This window comes from Pontibacter sp. LHS1 (assembly GCF_058932855.1).
In genome coordinates this window covers 1-17,441 of sequence record NZ_JBZYWF010000018.1, presented here as the reverse complement: position 1 = coordinate 17,441, position 17,441 = coordinate 1, and the positions used below count along the sequence as shown (strand labels likewise).

13 protein-coding genes are annotated in these 17,441 nt (G+C 45.4%); 7 read left to right on the top strand and 6 right to left on the bottom strand.

Features of this window, described 5'->3' with window-relative positions:
- Positions 1-40 precede the first annotated feature (40 nt).
- The 5 genes from AC5FXQ_RS20715 to AC5FXQ_RS20695 all read right to left on the bottom strand — a co-directional run bounded on the left by AC5FXQ_RS20715 (position 41) and on the right by AC5FXQ_RS20695 (position 4,262).
- The gene (locus AC5FXQ_RS20715; protein WP_493604321.1) at positions 41-1,045 is read right to left on the bottom strand and encodes a CBS domain-containing anti-phage protein; all 1,005 of its coding nucleotides are present in this window, start codon (positions 1,043-1,045) and stop codon (positions 41-43) included.
- Positions 1,046-1,199: 154 nt separating this feature from the next.
- The gene (locus AC5FXQ_RS20710) at positions 1,200-1,577 is read right to left on the bottom strand and encodes a DUF2511 domain-containing protein (protein WP_493604320.1); all 378 of its coding nucleotides are present in this window, start codon (positions 1,575-1,577) and stop codon (positions 1,200-1,202) included.
- Between the two features lie 23 nt (positions 1,578-1,600).
- Positions 1,601-2,161 carry an SH3 domain-containing protein gene (locus AC5FXQ_RS20705; protein WP_493604319.1) on the bottom strand — a complete coding sequence of 187 codons (561 nt, stop codon included), beginning with the start codon at positions 2,159-2,161 and terminating at the stop codon, positions 1,601-1,603.
- A 262-nt stretch (positions 2,162-2,423) separates the two neighbouring features.
- Positions 2,424-3,734 carry a nucleotide-binding domain-containing protein gene (locus AC5FXQ_RS20700; protein ID WP_493604318.1) on the bottom strand — a complete coding sequence of 437 codons (1,311 nt, stop codon included), beginning with the start codon at positions 3,732-3,734 and terminating at the stop codon, positions 2,424-2,426.
- Positions 3,735-3,737: 3 nt separating this feature from the next.
- Positions 3,738-4,262, bottom strand: a complete 525-nt coding sequence (locus tag AC5FXQ_RS20695) for a Pycsar system effector family protein (RefSeq protein WP_493604317.1) — start codon at positions 4,260-4,262, stop codon at positions 3,738-3,740.
- A 903-nt stretch (positions 4,263-5,165) separates the two neighbouring features.
- Here AC5FXQ_RS20695 and AC5FXQ_RS20690 point away from each other — a divergent pair.
- The 4 genes from AC5FXQ_RS20690 to AC5FXQ_RS20675 all read left to right on the top strand — a co-directional run bounded on the left by AC5FXQ_RS20690 (position 5,166) and on the right by AC5FXQ_RS20675 (position 10,186).
- Positions 5,166-5,462 carry a type II toxin-antitoxin system HigB family toxin gene (locus tag AC5FXQ_RS20690; protein ID WP_493604316.1) on the top strand — a complete coding sequence of 99 codons (297 nt, stop codon included), beginning with the start codon at positions 5,166-5,168 and terminating at the stop codon, positions 5,460-5,462.
- A 112-nt stretch (positions 5,463-5,574) separates the two neighbouring features.
- Positions 5,575-5,940 carry a helix-turn-helix domain-containing protein gene (locus AC5FXQ_RS20685; protein ID WP_493604315.1) on the top strand — a complete coding sequence of 122 codons (366 nt, stop codon included), beginning with the start codon at positions 5,575-5,577 and terminating at the stop codon, positions 5,938-5,940.
- Between the two features lie 410 nt (positions 5,941-6,350).
- The gene (locus AC5FXQ_RS20680) at positions 6,351-9,602 is read left to right on the top strand and encodes a DEAD/DEAH box helicase (protein WP_493604314.1); all 3,252 of its coding nucleotides are present in this window, start codon (positions 6,351-6,353) and stop codon (positions 9,600-9,602) included.
- Positions 9,603-10,030: 428 nt separating this feature from the next.
- A complete protein-coding gene (locus tag AC5FXQ_RS20675) occupies positions 10,031-10,186 on the top strand; it encodes a hypothetical protein (protein WP_493604313.1) in 156 nt (51 codons plus the stop codon).
- A gap of 636 nt (positions 10,187-10,822) precedes the next feature.
- Here the strand turns inward: AC5FXQ_RS20675 and AC5FXQ_RS20670 are convergent.
- On the bottom strand, positions 10,823-10,996 hold the full coding sequence (locus AC5FXQ_RS20670) for a hypothetical protein (RefSeq protein WP_493604312.1): 174 nt from the start codon (positions 10,994-10,996) through the stop codon (positions 10,823-10,825).
- Between the two features lie 380 nt (positions 10,997-11,376).
- Here AC5FXQ_RS20670 and AC5FXQ_RS20665 point away from each other — a divergent pair, with 380 nt between their 5' ends.
- The 3 genes from AC5FXQ_RS20665 to AC5FXQ_RS20655 form a co-directional block, all read left to right on the top strand.
- Entirely contained in the window at positions 11,377-11,517 is a 141-nt protein-coding gene (locus AC5FXQ_RS20665) for a hypothetical protein (protein ID WP_493604311.1), read from the top strand.
- Between the two features lie 1,709 nt (positions 11,518-13,226).
- Positions 13,227-16,865: an RHS repeat domain-containing protein gene (locus AC5FXQ_RS20660; RefSeq protein ID WP_493604310.1), complete on the top strand. Its 3,639-nt coding sequence runs from the start codon at positions 13,227-13,229 to the stop codon at positions 16,863-16,865.
- A gap of 288 nt (positions 16,866-17,153) precedes the next feature.
- The coding region (locus tag AC5FXQ_RS20655; RefSeq protein ID WP_493604309.1) for a hypothetical protein at positions 17,154-17,441 on the top strand (288 nt) is incomplete at its 3' end.

Below are 17,441 nucleotides of genomic sequence, written 5' to 3'. Positions count from 1 at the left end.
GTTTAAAGTGTTCAGGCTATTTGTGACTCATCTTCAGGCGCTACGCGAATTCGTCAAGCGTTAGAAAGAAATTGCCTGTTTTACGCAATAGCTCCTTGTCCTGGTCTGAAATACCATCTGGATGGAAATGCATCACATCATTGCGAACCTTTCTGACTTCATCAAGTCTGCTGATAAACAAACTGCGGTCCACGCATAAGTTAAGCCGTTCCCAATTGTTCGGCATTTCGATGATATTTATATATTGTCCAAATGTGAGATCTGAAACAAGTTTCACCTGCTTTCCATTTTCGGAGGTGTTCTTGATGAATTCCTTTATTTCCTCGATAGTGAATCGATTATCTAAAATCTTTCGGATATGGTTTTCTATTTCCTCTAAAATCAAAAAGGGTTCTGTCAGCTTTAGAAACTGATCACTTATATCCGTTGTGGTTACCAACCCACAGATCGTATTGTCTTTTGCTTTGATCAGCACCACCTCTTTTTCTATGATTTTCTTAATCGCCTGGAAAAGTGGGGTTTCATATTCCAGTATATCAATATCCTTTGACATAAAGTCAATAACCGTATCAGACTTTATATTATGGACAAGTGCCTGACCGATTGATTTCCATGTTATAATACCAACAACGCTTCGATCATTTTGCATGACAGGCAACTGAGAGTAATCATGCATCATCATGAGTGTGATTGCCTCACTTAGCTTTGATTCTTTCTTGACCGAAACTGGTTTAGCGTTTGCCGCAGATAATACTTTAATTCTGTTCACCGGATCAAAATCTACCTGCGAATCCTTGCTATTATTTCGGGCTCTTGCTTTTTCCTTTTGTCTGATCTCAACCTTTGCGTACATGTACGACGTGATATAGTCAGGAATAACTTCAAGTCTATGTTCCTTTAAAAAGTTATTAATGGTAGAGATATTATACTTTGTCCTTTTTTCGTAACCAAAATGCTGTAAAAGCTCTTTAGGAGTCAAAGTAACTTTGTGCCCCTCTTTTTCTTCTAGCGCTTTTACGATATTTAAAAAATCTTTAGTAGGCATGTTGCTGGTATAAGAGTATTTGGTAGGTTACTTACAGAAAGATACTTTTGTAATTTATACTTTGTGAGGTGTTATGAAATATTAGGCGTTATTTGTTGTATCAGAACTATGTTTTCGGATTCCTTTATGCCTGATAGCCTGCTTTATGTCGCGCTTATTCAGTATTTTTACAATTCTCCAGCGCATTAGAAATTATCCCAGGCAGGAGCGGTATCTTGGTGCCGTCGAGTTCGGGGTTATCTAGCCATACATCCTCCATATCAATTGCATTTAATTCGTTTCTGCCGTTCTGTACAGCGCTGCGTGCGCTTCCGTTCAATGCATATATTTTGCCCTCGCTTCGGAAATAAATCTGCTTATAGCCATGGCAAAATACTTCTATCTCCTTTACAGAGAATGGCCACATATCACCATAGTCTTCTGCCTTGTAAACAGTGCCTTTTATGTCGCTTTCATTCGGTGACTCTGAGCAACTGGTCGCATAAAATGTAAATAAGGTACAAAGAGCAATTAAAACGTTTCTGACTTTCATGTTAAGAGTTTAGGGTTAAGTGGTTAATAGCAGATCTTACACGGGTCCATCCGGCGCTGAGCATCTCTAAGAGAAATCGGATCAATGGAAGCCCCGCAGCGGCTCAGGCCACGGCAACCGGAACTTCTATGGTATTTAACAGTATTTCCGCTGGCACAATAATAGACAGTAGCTCCTTTTGCCTGAGCAGTAGAGGGTGTCTTCTTAACAGTGAGCGGCTCTGTGTATGTTAGTCGGGGGTGTCTTCTGGCATAAGCCAGATCAAGGTCTTTGACCGTAATCTCATCAAGCGTACCTACCAGGTAAGAAGTTATGACGTAGCCAGTAACTTCGGCTACACGCACCCTGCTCCATTCGCCTTCTTTGCCAATTACCTCCACCAAGGTAGGTGCTTTCAAAATAAGTAGAGCTCTCGAAGATGTCGAGGGAGCCTCCCGCAGGTTTAGCTTTGAAGCATTCACATACATGGATTGTCCTGATTGCCTTGTGGCTACAGGAAGGAGGGAAGAAGGAGTTGCCTCTGTTCTAAGGCTGGACGTAATGCTAAAAGCAATCAGAAAAAGTAGAGGTAAAAGTTTCAGCATAGAATCAGTGGTTTGACTTCTTTTTGTGAAGTAGATGAACACTTGTTTAAATAACTTGTAACCGTTATACCTTTTGTTGAGCTTACCCTCAGACATGATCCGAAACCGGAGAAAGTCTTTTAAAGGGAGAAACAAAGGAATGAAAGACCCGCAGAAGAGAAAGCATAGGATGTCACGCCCGACTTTGCCCAGGTTGATGAACTGGCCGCTAATGCCTCTGAGAAAAAGTCATTAGTAATTTGCCAATCAATACTTTGAATTATTACTGAACAAATATGGGGAAAGAAACTTTTTCTACACCAGAGTGCTGTTTAATTATTCTACATTCCACATAATGGTGTCCGAGGAAAGCAGCTGTTGTTTCGCAATAATTGAGATCATGGTACTTTTTGTTAAAGTCATGTTTTTCTGCTTTTTTTTCAGCGGCCTGGTTTCCTGAGTTATTCGCAAACCACTCTATTTTCTCATAGGATTGTTTGAAATACGGACTGTTTCCCCTCATTAGCTTATAAGTTATGTTTTTTCCTTTAGGAATTGATTTTGAATTGGGGTAATACTTTTCTTCTGCGCTGCCATCTTCATTCGAAATGTAGCACGCGATCGTAACGTTGTTATTTCTCATCTCAAGATCCCTTCCGTTTGAGCTTTTTACCATAAATGGCAGAGACAGAAGATAGTTTTTCCAATCGAACAGATAGAAGGAATACGTGAATCTTGAAGAAATATAATATACCATCTCCATGCTTTCCTCGACCTGAAAGTAATTCCAAAAATCCTTTTTTAGATCAAGCTCCTCTTTCACATTCCCGCCGATCAGGATAGAGTTGTCGGCTGCCTTCGCCTGAAGCTTAGCGGCCATGTCAGTATGTAGGCTGGTCGTAGTGAGCTCCTTGCAGCCTGGAACTCCGTAGTGCGACCACAATACATTATCATTATCCCCAAAATCAATGCCTACTCGTATTTTGAGAGGTTTAATTTGGTTTTGTGCCATGATGTTAGCTAAGTCGGTGGAGACAAACTGTGTAAGTATGGCAGAGGCATTAAGGGCATTGATAATAGCATCATTTGGAGTTCCGTCTCGACGAACGAACTGCATAAAGATGGCATCCCCCTGCAGCCGATGGACGTGTCCCCCGAATTGGTTTGCTACCTGTATGGCCAGGGTCAGTAGGGAATCCTTTATAAGCCTGACTTCTGCTAATGAATATTTTTCTATCAATCGTGTAGAGCCTTTGATGTCTACAAATACAGATACACAATGATGATACACTTGCTCGTGAAAATCTATAGCAGCAAAATCAGGATGAGGCCCAATCGTGATTTCACTGAATGCATCGGAGTTAATGCCGAAGTACTTGGTCAGATATGTTTTATCATAGTTAAACAGCACCTTCGGACCACCAATTTTTTCGGGTACAGCGAGCTCCTTGTCACCTGAAAGCCTTTCTATTTCTACTGCCTTATTGAGTGTGGCACTAAATCGACGCTGCTCGTTGATAAGTTCCGGCGTAATTTTTACTTTTTTTGACAGGACTTCGTCTAAACCTGTCAAGTAATTATCGAATAATCTCATAAATTAAAGGTTAACCAGAAATAACAGAAACAACACCAGTAGAAGAGCTAATTCAACAAAGACGATTCGGCTGGCCCAGCTTATAAGCTTAAACTTTTTACTCACTATCGTAGCAACCTGATGTGCTTGCCTGCTTAAATCATCAACGGTACCTGCCTCATCCTGCTTCGCAATCTCATCGATGTAGACCGTTGGCTCTAATTCACTTACTGAGCCAAAATATATGAGTGATTGATAGGCACCTCTGCGATTGCCCGAGCCAAGTGACGGATAAACGGCTCTGATGCTAAACCAAATGGACAGAAGCGAACTGACAATAAACAGAGCCGAAATTACCTGAAACCACGCCAACAGCATGCATTCTTCCCGAAGCTTTTCTGCTAAGTCCATGTACTTAATAATGTATCCTCCTGCAGCAAATGAATTAAACGCTAGTAGGAAGCTGCCTTTTGTGTTGACGGCGTTGGCGTAGAAATCATACCGGCCGATAATAAATTTTATGTGGGTAATTTTTTCTTTGTTATCCATTCAAGCAGCTAAATTTTGTATCATATTGAAGAGGTGCTATATACTCAAATTAAATATACTACTATTTATATTCATTTGGCTCTGATTGCTGCAAACTGAGGGCGTCTTTTGAATAATAAGGCTTTAGTGCTTCAAGGTTCTGGAATACTATGGAGCTAACCTACAAAGCCTAATCAGTTATAGTAAGTTCAGAATAGTTTCTACTGTAATACTAATCTCCCCGCATGTATTTCTGTATTTGGATTTACAGGCACTACTTTCAACATCTTAGCCTTAAGGTGAAAGCGTAGCTGACGGTGTTCACTAAACTCAGAGGGCAGAGAGGTAGGAGTGAGAACGTCATTCCGTATTTAGAACAGCTTAGTAGTGCTCATTGGGGGCGGCCCTCAAAGCGGTGTTTCAGGAAAATCAACGGGCATACCGATATTTTACATAATGGTTAATGAAGCTGTTCAAGCCACTTCCTTGACTTGCCAGTTGCTTCATGCGCTCTACGTTGCCGCTTCCCGCGCTAGCGTATGTATACAAGTATGTTCTACCGGTCCGAAACTGAACTTCGATAAAGTCAGGGCCGATATTATAAGCAAGAATGCCAGAGTCACCGTTCAGGTTATTGTAGTAATTCATAAACAATGGAGAGGTTAAATCATTATAACCTTGCAATAATAGGATTTCAATTTAAGAATTACATATGTGAATTTTCACATTGTACACAGTTGGTTTTCTTCGTAATTCTAATTGATTTTCAAAATTTTCGATTTAGAAACAGGCAACAGCTTGATTAATAGTGCCATACTGTCTGAGTTTAAATGTCTCAGTATAAAAGTTGCTAATTTGTCAACTTTCAGTTGCTATATAGGCAACTTTTGTTTTACCTTTGCGCTATGTACAATCTAACTGTCAATGAATGTTATAAGCAAAAAGAAGATACTCGAGTTCTGTGAGCGTCACGCTGGGGCCAAGGCTGTCCTACTGACATGGTATAGAAACGCTGAAAGAGCGCAGTGGGCTAATTTTTCAGACATACGAAAGGACTACCCTAGTGCAGATTGGGTAGGAGACGACAGGGTTGTTTTTAACATAGGAGGTAATAAATACCGCCTGATCGTGAGAATCAGCTTTGTGTACAAAAACATAATGATTAAGTGGGTGGGTACCCACGCAGAGTACGATGGCATAGATGCCTCTAGCGTTTCCTAAAGCGCTAAACGAGAAATGACGATATACTACTGAGACTATTTAGTGCAAGCGCCGCCAAAGAAGTAATGGTAATGAAGGGCCGGGCTGTCGAATGGAATTGTAGATAAAAAATATGATGACTGTAAATAAGTTAATAGAGACAGAGAAAGAGTACCAAGACGCAATCAACAGGATTGAGGAGATATTTCATGCCCCAGCGGGCAGCGAAGAATCCAAAGAGCTACAGCTCCTGGTGGTACTGGTACAGAAGTACGAGGATGAGAAATATCCTCTTGATGTACTGGATCCTATCGAGGCCATCGAAGTAAGGATGGAGGAACTGGATTTGACACGCAAGGACCTGGAGCCTCTGATAGGTGACAAAACCGTTGTGTCAAAGATTCTTAACCGGAAGCGGGAGCTGACCTTGGACATGATTCGCCGCCTTCATGTGGCGCTCCGCATACCGGCTGATTTGCTGTTAGGTTTAACAACTTAGACAGAAACAGTAATTTAATATTTAGGAAATAACTTAAGGAAGCCACCCCCAACCGGGTGGCTTTTTCTTTGTCACTATGCCTGTTCCACTATGATTAGCCTGGCACTTACCATCGCGGGCTCAACAATGCCTTCAAAAGAAGGAATATAGATTACATTCAGTCCAGCAAAGGCCGGTAAGTAATATGGTACAGGGAAAGAATGCAGTGAAATTTTATCGTCCTGTTTAGTGTGATTTTTCACAAGTAGACCGGGTATTTTATCAGGATCTTACAAAAAAGTATTCCCTAAATTGCGCCCTTATAAATTCTTCTAGGAGTAGACCCTTGCTTATGGTCGTTGAAGCACTGTGCTTTCAGGTCTTAATCACAAGGTGTGTGCTATTTAGAGACTCAACTTTTCAGCAGGGGCATGACAGTATTGAAACTACCTTCCGTTATCAGGACAGTTTACGCAGGCGGTGGAAATTACATACAACAGTACTTTGGGGGAGCCGAGACCATCAGTAACTGTGAACTGGTAAGCATACACCCCTTTGTGATAGCGTCGGAAGACAGTACCTATTACCTGACCAGCAATCGGGGGGAGGAGATTCCTGCCTCATTTGATTACGTTCTGCTAACTTCCAGGAAGCCGACGCGAAAGGACTTCAGGAATGATGACCTGAAAATAAAAGAATGGCTCAGGCACCCGAACATCCAAAATATGGGGCCTGAAGCAGTTACCATGTCTTGGAAGGACCGGTTTCAGGTTGTCAAAGAAGTGCCGGAAACCAGGACCGACGGCCTTAGACCACCACAGGTGGGGGCACTGTATTCCATTCTGGCACATACTCAGAACGCGGATGATATCGGAATTGTTGTCATGCCCACAGGGACAGGAAAGACAGAAACCATGCTCTGCGCATTGGTGGCAAACCAATGTGAAAAGCTACTGGTGGCGGTGCCTTCGGACTCATTGCGAGGGCAGTTGTATGGCAAGTTCCTGTCGCTTGGGCTCCTGAAGAAGTTTGGTGTACTCGGGGAACAGGCCCATCACCCGCTTGTCGGGATGATGAGCAGCGGTATAGAAGAATCAGACGCGTTAAGGGCTTTTATCGCGCAGTCCAATGTGGTGGTCACTACCATGAGCATCCTGGCGGGTATGTCCGCTACACAAAAGGCGCTGCTATCAGAAGAGTTTTCTCACTTGTTTGTGGACGAAGCCCATCACTCTGAAGCAAGTACATGGAAAGACTTGATCCGGGTATTCAGGAAAGAGCAGGTCTTCCTGTTCACAGCCACTCCATACCGGAATGACGGGAAAAAACTGGAGGGCAAATTCATTTTTAACTTTTCACTTAAGAAAGCACAGGAGCAGCAGTACTACAAGAAGATAAACTACCTGCCCATCCGGGAGTACGACAGGCAGAAGGCCGATGAAGCCATAGCGATAAAGGCTGTTGGGCGCCTGCGGGAGGACCGGGCCAACGGCTACGACCATATTCTGATGGCCCGGTGCCGGACAAAGGACCGGGCGCGGGAGGTTTTCCAGTACTACGAGCAGCATGCAGATCTAAACCCCGTTCTGGTATTCACCGGGGTAGTCGGTTTATCCGGGAAAATCAGCGCCATTAAACGGAAAGTGCACAAAATCATTGTCTGTGTGGACATGCTGGGAGAGGGCTTTGATTTACCGGAACTGAAAATAGCCGCTATCCACGACGAAAGGCAGAGCCTTCCGATCACTCTGCAGTTTATCGGACGTTTCACAAGGGCATCTTATGACCGGTTAGGGGAGGCGAGCTTCATTACAAACCTGGCCTATCCTCCTATCAAGGAGGAGCTGGATCAGCTGTATGCAAAGGATACGGACTGGAACCTTTTGCTGCCGACAATGAGCGAAGGGGCAACGCAGAAAGAGATTGATTTCAAGGCATTTCTGGAGGGTTTCGGGCGGTTGGAGGAGTCGATGATTCCCTTTCAGCACATTATCCCGGCATTGAGCACCGTAGTTTACAAGACGGATGCACAGGAGTGGCATCCCCGGGACTGGGAGAAGGGGATTACGCAACTGGATACATACGATCACCAATTCAGTGACTACAACCCCCATACCAACACACTTGTGATCATCCTGGGAAAAGTCTCGAAGGTCGACTGGGGTAACTTTGACACTGTGCAAAACATGGACTGGAACCTGATCGTGGTATTCTGGGATTACAGACCAAATGTCAACAGGGTTTTTGTGAATACCTCCTTCAAAGGACTGGCCTCTGAGAAATTGGTGACAGCGCTTTTTGGTGAGGGAAGTACCAAAATCAGCGGAATGAATGTCTTCAGGATATTTCACGATGTGCACCGGCTTTCATTGTTTAATGTAGGCGCCAGAAGGGGTATTGGGCGTGATATCACGTTCCAATCCTATTTTGGGCGCGGGGTGCAGGACGGCTTGAGGTTACTGGAACAGGGTACGCTTGTGAAGAACAACATCTTCGGGGTAGGCTATAGGGAAGGGGAGAAGGTTTCACTGGGTTGCTCGGTAAAAGGGAAGATCTGGTCTCACAGCAGGGCAAACCTGGAAGAGTTAACCCAGTGGTGTCGGGAGATAGGGGAGATTGTGGAGAATCCAAACATTGATCCAAACGTGGTATTGCAGCATACACTGGTACCGGAAACAATTGTGGAGCGGCCTGCCGTTGCACCGATTGCAGTCGAATGGCACCCAGAGATGTTCATGTACCCGGAGAGCCGTTACCAGCTAGAGCTGAACGGACGCTCCTATGATCTGTCCTCCATAGAGCTTGGCGTAGCAGAGACAGATGCTGGCAGTCCATTGCAATTTTATCTGGAAACACAGCAGGAGCTGGTCAGCTTTGATTTAATCCTGGGAGTCGAGGTGCGTGATGGAGCACAGGTGCCGTATTACGAGGTGAAAAAAACGGACTTGACCCCAGCCCGGATCAGGTATGCTAGTCGAGACGAAATCCTGGCTGATTTTTTCCAGACATTTACCCCCACGTTTTGGTTTGCAGATGGCTCGCACCTGTTTCAGAACAGGTATGTGAAGCTGAGAGAAAGAGTGGATCACATACCACTTGACAGTATAATCCCTATGGACTGGACCGGAGTGAACCTGAGAAAAGAGTCACAGGGGATTATGCCCTATGACACCACCTCTATTCAGCACTTCTTTATCGAAAAGATAAAAGCAGACTATGAAATCGTATATGATGATGATGGGAAAGGGGAGATAGCGGACATTGTCGCTATCAATGATGCTGAAAAGCACATGGACATTCACCTGTATCATCTCAAGTATGCCATCGGGGGAAGAGTGGGCAATGATATCAACAACCTGTACCAGGTTTGTGGACAGGCTCAGAAGTCCCTAAACTGGAAACACAGGGAAGGGAAATTTTTCTTTGACCATCTGCTTCGGCGCCTGGAGAAGAAAGAGGCGGGAGCCACGTGCAATCGTTTGGTGAAGGGGACAGCAGAGCAATTGGAGCTTCTGCAGAATGCAGCAAAATGGACGAAAGAAATGAGGTTCCACATCTATATCGTGCAACCGGGTTTCAGCAAAGCAAGTGCTTCCGATAGTATACTGTTGCTCTTAGGGAACACACATCACTATCTCCACACCGTGGGCAATGTAGAACTCAAAGTTTATTCAAGCCATTAGGAAAAAACTTCATTACGTTGAAGAGCATCCACTTTATAAACAGTAACGGGGATTATCCTCTTGCCCAGGCTAATTAAACCAGCCTAATTAATTATTGTTTAAAATTATACTATGGATTGTTTACTAATCGGCGGTGCGCAATCCGTCGGCAAAAGCGAGTGTATTTACCGGCTGACTCAGCGCTTGCTGGCAAAGGGATTTACGGATGTGCTAAAAGCAGTGCCTGCTTCCTTCAAAGATTTTAAGGCTGTACTGGAGGGGGTAGACAGGAACGGGAAGCAGATTAGGATACTGATCAACACCCCCACCGACACTCCCCGGCTTATACGAGAACTCAAGCAATTTCAGGACCAGCATGCTGGTTTTGACCTATTGATCAGCTCTGTTAGGGACGAAGACTTCTGGCCCAGGAAAGATTTTTTCAAATCATGCAACTGGATGCTTCCAGGCAGACCATTGTCGAGATTCCCCTGGCCAAGATTACCCGGAGGGGCGGCAGTTTTGGCATAGCCCTGCACTGGTACCAACAACGCATGGACATGGTTGTGGATCAACTCCTGGCCATTTCTCCCTTTCACCTCTAAAAAGGAAATATTATGGATGTCCACTTAGAGGCCACTTGTGGGTTTTGACCTCTACTAGGGAGGATAAGCTACAAAACGATCTTGTTTCTACCTTCAATTCAGTTTTTGCCTATTCAGGAAATAAGGAGCTGAAAGAGCATGGCACCATGAGTCAGCACATGATTCTCCTAATTATCAAAGCACTGAAACAATCATACCAATGGATGACAATTCAAATATGCCTGAGACAAAACCGAAAGTTGAGGTCAGGAACATAGACTTATTTAACTGTCGACCTAGCAATCTGATGATTGTCCCCTGCTCGGATACCGGAACGATCAGTGCCGGGTTTAGCAGATACCTGGTTCAAAATGGGGTTAACAATTTGCTTTTTGAAAACAGGGACAGTCTTTACCTGGGAAAAGTTTTTTCAAAGGCTTCAAATCATGGACTGCCGGGTACACTACAAGCTTATACATATTCGTCCTTTTATAAAAGGGAATTGACGTTCAATGTGAGTACTCACGTGTAGGTAAGCTTATATGCACGGCCACCACAGTGTGGAATTGTACCACCGGGATGGGGATGAGAGAAAAGAATAGCTGCAAGCGATAGAACTTGCAGGTACCTATGATTTTTAAGAACTGAGACAAATGATCAGGAAGCAACCTTAAGCTGCTTCTCCTGCTTGACTTCGGCGTAAAGTTGCTCCAGGCGCTTCTTGCTCACGACCTGGTTCTCCAGCATTCTGGAGCCGTAAATAGACTTGATCACCATAGAGCGAACAAAAGCCTCGTCGTGCAATGTTGGGAAACGGTCTCGTCGTTTCACGGTCTATCAATTTATAGTTTCAAAGTATACCCTTATTGGTAAAGTATACTGTCACCTTCTTATAAGAATCCATCTGGCTGTTAGCAGGTAACAAATTGGATGCCAGCTGAAGTCAGATCAGCTACCAAACTTACTAATAACATCTCCAACGAATGAAATCTATAAAGTTGGTAAACTATGGTCCTAAACGTGAAGGTCATCGAATAACATAATAGTAAAAGCGGATAAATTGGAGATTTTGATCCCCAAAGATAAAATTTTGTGCTGATCTGCTCCTTTGCTTAAGTTAGTGCAAAATCTGCATCCGGCATGAAAAGTAACTTTAGGTTTTAAAGTAGTTCCAGCAGGTGTTTTGCCTTTAGCTTATTGGCTGTGGCGCGGTGGCCTGCATTAATCTGGTAGGTGGAAGTTCGGATAGTGTCATAGCTCTTGTTCCGGGCTACCCGGTCTATGATCCTGACAGCCTCTCGCTTGGTACGGGTCGCGCAGATGATGATATCACAGTTGAGTTCATCCGCTAGTTTCCTGAGCTTACTCTACAGTCCGGTACCGGGGTCGCGCTGGCTTGCAATGCATACCCGTATACCTTCTAGCTTAATTAAGGTCAGGAAGTCGTTTTTAGCCTGAATGCTGATGGTGCCAGGCTCAACCGAGCCAGGATAGGTGGTAAGAATGAGGCTTGCCGGTTCACGGATGGTCTGCGACTTTCCCTTACGTGCGGAATTGTGGACTGAAAGGATAGTTTTGATAAATTATGCTTGTAAAGAAGTTCTAATACTTTATAAGCTTTATCTAAGTACGAGAGAGATTCATCAAAACACGTCCTCCATTCATGTAAAATGCGCAGCTAAAAGACAGCGGGTTCAGTATCAATGAAAAAAAGAAACAGTCATGATAACAAAAGTAACCATGTACAGTGTCGTGTGCGATGTCTGCGACACTACATTCATTGATGATCACCGCGGGTATTCCGCTATGGGGGACTCTGTAACCATTGCAGAGATGGCCATCAATTCAGGATGGCACATTAAGGAAGACCGATATGCCCAAAAGTGTTATTGTCCTGAATGCCATAAGGAGGACGATAATCAGAAGGTATGAACTAATATCACAGTAGGCATATAGCCCTATCGCTTGTCCTTTACAAATTTATTAACCTAATGGCAGAAATGATACACATAACTGCCATTAGGTTAAATACCATGGGCATGAACTAAGCTTTATCATCGCCTGGTTCTGATAAATCCGGAATTCACAATATAAGAACTGGGTAGATGAACCGACATAAATAGGAGAATCAGTGCTGCGATAGTAACCAACTGCAGCAGGCAATACTGATAAAATCAGCATGTGAAAACTGGAGACTCATAGTAATTATGATGAAGCAGTTAGCCAACCACAGCGCACAATATCAAAAGAGTAAGGCAGCACTACCTCAGGGGAGTAGCTAACACAGATGGCTACCCATTCATAGCACAGCTCCCTGGCATAATATGAAACCCAAAACAGCATATTTTAAAACTGCTGAAAATGATAACAGGAAGGAAAGAGCTTCTTATGGCAGTGTCCACCACACGGGTAGGGAGACTTATAAACAACCTACTTTTATTAGATAAATAGACTTTTTTTAACGCTTGCAGCTAGCAGGTGCCACGAGCTCAGATCATCGTTCTAGCAAAAGGAGTATGTGTGTCTATCTTGTGAATAATATCAATCAGAACGCTCCCCGCTACGCCTATATGGAATTAATTGAGGCCCTAAACACAGTGCGCCTTATACACAAGACCAATAGTTTACTTTAAGTAATTGGCTGCTCTACACAAACAATATCCTCAATTGGCTTTAATAATTTCAGCTTAGTCTTTTTTATGGAGTAATAATACCAAAGTGACACCTCATTCCAGCTTTAACAAACGATTAAAATCTCTGTCAGCAATAAATAAAAGCAATTATTTAAATAAAAATAATAAAATAATACAACCATTTGTTTTGATATCTGTATTAATCCTATAATTATATAATAATATATTTTTATTATTGGCTTTTTGCATCATAAAGGTATACTTGACGTGCCTGGTCTATTCCAGGAAATTTACAAGTGACGCTTAATCCACAACCTTCCATCTAATGATGATACTATCTTTTTTTACCCTATATCTAGCACTTTCTATAGCTAGTTTAACTATTAGCATAAAAACATATTCCAAACGCGTATTCACTCTTTATCACAATGAAACACGCTCTGCTAGTTCTATGCATTTTATCGTTTTTTATCCTGTCAGTAAAAACGGCCTTAGGCCAAAATTATGAACTCAGACCTCCGATTCCGCCTACGCCTGAGGCGGCCGCTCTTGCGAAGTTCGCGCAGGTTCCTGTTTCTTACTCTACCGGAACGCCCAATATCTCAATTCCGCTTTATGAAATAAAACTAAGAGAGGTGTCACTCCCCATCTCCCTGAATTACCACGCCGGTGGCATCCGGGTAGATGAGATCGCCTCCTCCGTTGGCCTGGGATGGACACTCTCTGCAGGGGGGAATATTTCGAGTACCGTGTTTGATAAACCGGATTTAGAGGGTAACGGCTATGCGACCGGCAACCCGGCCGGTGATTTCCCGAAGGAAAGGGAACTCAGTCCCTACAGTGGCATGATCCCCATTCCCCCTAATGAAGATTCTTTGAGAGCGGCGGACTATGAACTGCTGACAAGGCTGATTGGGATGACGTCATACACCGGGATAAACCCAAACTCCGCATTCGATTTACAGCCGGACCTTTTTTATTACAACCTGGGTGGGCGTTCCGGTAAGTTCTTTCATACGCCCAGTGGAGAGGCTTTTACGGTCCCTTTTGAACCCCTAAAGATAGTGCATGCCCAAAACCTCCAGTACTCGATTACGGATGAGCAGGGAGTCAAATACACCTTTGCAGACCGCGAGATCTCCATCACCTATTACCAGCAATACGGGCCTCAGTTTGGACCGCAGGTTGAGGGGGCTTACACGCCCTACTCATTTGTTTATCATCTCTCCTTCATAACGACGCCATCCGGCGACACCATCCGGTTTGAATACGATCAGTACAGCTACAGCTTCAGCAACCAGGTGTCCTACACCCGCTATCTCAAAAAGCCCGGTCAGTTCTGTAACACCAACTATAACACCAGAACAGAAAGCCGGACAGAGGTGACGTGGGCGTTGCGGCTTAAAGCCATCAGAAGCAACCGGGGGCATGAGGTGCTGTTTCACTACTCTTCCTGTGACCGGGCAGATCTCCCGGGGAGTGCCGCTTTGAAAGAGGTGGAAGTGAAGGCCGACGGGAGTACCAGCAGGAAAGTGTTCCGCCTGTCCCAAAGCTATTTCTATTCTGAAGGATCAGCTGTGCCCGGTGAGGATGATTGTGATAGCACCGGTACCTCACCTGAAATGCTGCGCTTAAAACTGCTCGCTGTCGAGGAGGAAGGTAAAGCCCCCTACCTGATAGACTATAACGAGTCAGTCAATCTCCCTTCAAGAATGTCGCAGGCCCAGGACCACTGGGGTTTCTTTAACGGGACCACCAGCCTGCTACCCAAGGACATTCTCTGGGGCTTTCAGGATGGGGGAGACCGGGAAGCATCCGCTGATTTGATGGGGGCGTGGACCCTCAGCAGACTCACCTACCCGACAGGAGGGTATACGACATTCGATTTCGAACCCCACGATTCTTATCATACCAAATCAGTTGCCAATGAAGTGTTTAAGGACACGACCTTCTACAACTCAGACTATGAACCCAGTGATGTTGTTATTATCAGGGAGCTTCCATTCGAGGTTGGTCCGACTGTTGGGGCATACGGTGTAACAGCCAAATACGAAGTTTCGGATGCAACGCTTTACACGCCGGACTATGTCCGGGCTGAGATCAGGGGCGTTACAGATCCAAGCTTCCATAGGGTTTTTACAAACAAGTCTGTTCCCGAGGGGGAGCGGCTGGCGCTACTGCCTGGTGAGTATAAGCTCGTCATAGAGACGCAGGGCAGTTATGACGAGGCCCATGTGGTACTATACTGGTATGAAATTCAGATGGAGTCCGTCACGGCTAACCAGATTGCCGGTGGGCTCCGAGTGAAAAAGATAACAGATTATTCAGGAGGAAGTGAGCCAATGGTGCGGGAATTTCTTTACAGGTCGCTCCAGGACTCCACTCAATCCAGCGGACGGATTCTATACCAACCGGAATACACTTATCCAAATGCGGTGTGGACAGGGCTGTTGGAAGATCTAACACAAACAAATCATGAGGAGTTCTGCGAATACACTGTTCAGTCGACACGAAGTAACACTCCGCTTTCCACCCTGTCGGGCAGCAGTGTGGCCTACACGGCAGTCAGTGTGCTGAGTGAGACGGGCACAGGAAGAAACCTTTCTACCTACCGCTATTCCTTCGAGGAAGACTATGTCCCCCACAAGGGCCCCCCTTTCACGCCCCCGACAAGCAAAGAATGGGCCCGGGGACTGCTGCTGGAGGAGACGGACTATTTGTATTCTAGTGAAACACACGCCTATCAGCCCTTGCGCCGGAAAAAATATAGCTATAGCCGCGATTACACGCTTCCCGTTGGCACCAGCGAAAGCGGCAATTACTATCTTCCGAATGGCACGAATGAAATGCACGCCCTGGGGCTTCAGGTAGTGTTAATAAGACCGGCATACCAGCACCATAAGGGGGGCTGCCATGCGTGCTTTGAGTCTGCCGTTTTTCTTGTTGAGTCATTTAAGCATCTGTCCGTCTGGCAGTATCTCTCCAGCACCGAAGAGCGGATCTTCAACAGCGGTGACACGACCAGTTACGTGGCGACGACTACCCGTTTCCATTACGACAACCCCGGCCATGCCCAGACCACCAGGATTATGAGAAGTGACAGCAAAGGTTATAGCACGGGATCCCGGATGGTATACCCTGGAGATATTATTACAAATGCCTCTCCGGCTCAGTCGGGTGGACCGGCGCTGGGATTGCGTGTTCTATTGGATGCCCATGCCATTGGTAAACCCATAGAAAACCAGGAATGGGTTTACCGGGGGGTAGATTCACTCCTGGTGGGTGGTACACTTTCACTATATGAGCCCTTTGGAGGCTATGCGGTGCTACGGCAGGTGCTGAACTTTGAGTCAAGCCAGCCAGTGGCGGGAGAGGACTACATAAGGTCTGGCCTGAACGGGCAGGGGATGTTTTTCTATGACAACAAATATCGGGAGGAGTACGCGTTTGAGCAGTATTCCGGTCAACTCAACCTCCTGGAGTTTTCCACTAAGGGTCTCACAAACGCACTGCTCTGGGATGAGACAAAGATGCTGCTGCTTGCCCAGGTAAAGGGAGCAGCAGCAAACCAAGTTGCCTATAGTGATTTTGAGCTGGCACTGGGTACAACCGGTTGGTCACAAGCGGGAAGTCTGATAGAAAGTCACGATGCCACGACAGGCAGGTGGGTGTTCTCCGGCTCTATTTTCACCCCAGGCCACACTGTTTTGCCAGCCGGGGAATACATTGTAAGCTTTAAGGCCAAAGGAGGGGGAAGCGTCAATGTAAACGGCAATGCCATACAAGTACCGGTTGACTGGGGGCAGCGGTTGATAACGCTTCAGAACCCTGGCCAGGTTACAGTGGAGACAAATGGCGGTGCGGTGATAGATGACTTACAGCTGTACCCTAAAGGAGCCATGATGACGACATTCTCCTATGATCCTCTATTTGGTTTAATCTCTGAAACCGATTCCAACGGTAAAACGACTTACTATGAATACGATATGAATGGCCGGCTGAAGTCTGTAAAGGATCACGAGGGGAATATACTCAGGAGCTATGAGTACCACTATGCCGGGCAGTAAGCCTGGTATAGTGGTACCTGGATACTTGCCAATTTGTTCTGCACAAACCGGTACTTAGAACTGGTTGTGGGCTAAGCAGACAGGAACCCAAATGTCTTTCCAGTTGCTCAAGCAACTTCTGAAGTATTCCTTTTAAATGCTTTCGCGCTGTGGAAATTGAATGCCGGGCATGCGTCTTTACCACCCGAAGACCAGAGAGAAGGTGTAGTGCCAGGAATTTAAAGTAGAGGTTAGCTTAGGAGCGGGTAGCTGGAAGCTTTTTGTTGAAATCTATAAGATAACAGGATCATGCAAATAACGCCTTCTATGAATTCAATTGTTTTTTCCCTTTCCCGCCCCCGCCTGCTGCGTGTGGCAGGTCTGCTGATTGTGGCCCTCCTGTTGCTCTTCTACCCGCCCGCGCTGCTGGCCCAGAGCCCCCACCCCCGGGAAGGGGACACGGAGGCGCCGGTACAGCTCCGGCGGCAGGAGATGCTGCAGCAAAGAGAGACGCTGGCCGAAGGCCCCCTGAGTATGCAGATGGCCAGTGTGAGCAGCTACGACCTGGTGCCGGACGCGGTGGAGCGCGCGGCGCTT

Excerpts from the sequence above, each read along its gene's own strand:
- AC5FXQ_RS20705 (WP_493604319.1), bottom strand. The coding sequence starts at position 2,161 with ATGCTGAAACTTTTACCTCTACTTTTTCTGATTGCTTTTAGCATTACG.
- AC5FXQ_RS20675 (WP_493604313.1), top strand. The coding sequence starts at position 10,031 with ATGCAACTGGATGCTTCCAGGCAGACCATTGTCGAGATTCCCCTGGCC.
- AC5FXQ_RS20660 (WP_493604310.1), top strand. The coding sequence starts at position 13,227 with ATGAAACACGCTCTGCTAGTTCTATGCATTTTATCGTTTTTTATCCTG.
- AC5FXQ_RS20700 (WP_493604318.1), bottom strand. The coding sequence starts at position 3,734 with ATGAGATTATTCGATAATTACTTGACAGGTTTAGACGAAGTCCTGTCA.
- AC5FXQ_RS20710 (WP_493604320.1), bottom strand. The coding sequence starts at position 1,577 with ATGAAAGTCAGAAACGTTTTAATTGCTCTTTGTACCTTATTTACATTT.
- AC5FXQ_RS20680 (WP_493604314.1), top strand. The coding sequence starts at position 6,351 with ATGACAGTATTGAAACTACCTTCCGTTATCAGGACAGTTTACGCAGGC.
- AC5FXQ_RS20690 (WP_493604316.1), top strand. The coding sequence starts at position 5,166 with ATGAATGTTATAAGCAAAAAGAAGATACTCGAGTTCTGTGAGCGTCAC.
- AC5FXQ_RS20695 (WP_493604317.1), bottom strand. The coding sequence starts at position 4,262 with ATGGATAACAAAGAAAAAATTACCCACATAAAATTTATTATCGGCCGG.
- AC5FXQ_RS20685 (WP_493604315.1), top strand. The coding sequence starts at position 5,575 with ATGATGACTGTAAATAAGTTAATAGAGACAGAGAAAGAGTACCAAGAC.
- AC5FXQ_RS20715 (WP_493604321.1), bottom strand. The coding sequence starts at position 1,045 with ATGCCTACTAAAGATTTTTTAAATATCGTAAAAGCGCTAGAAGAAAAA.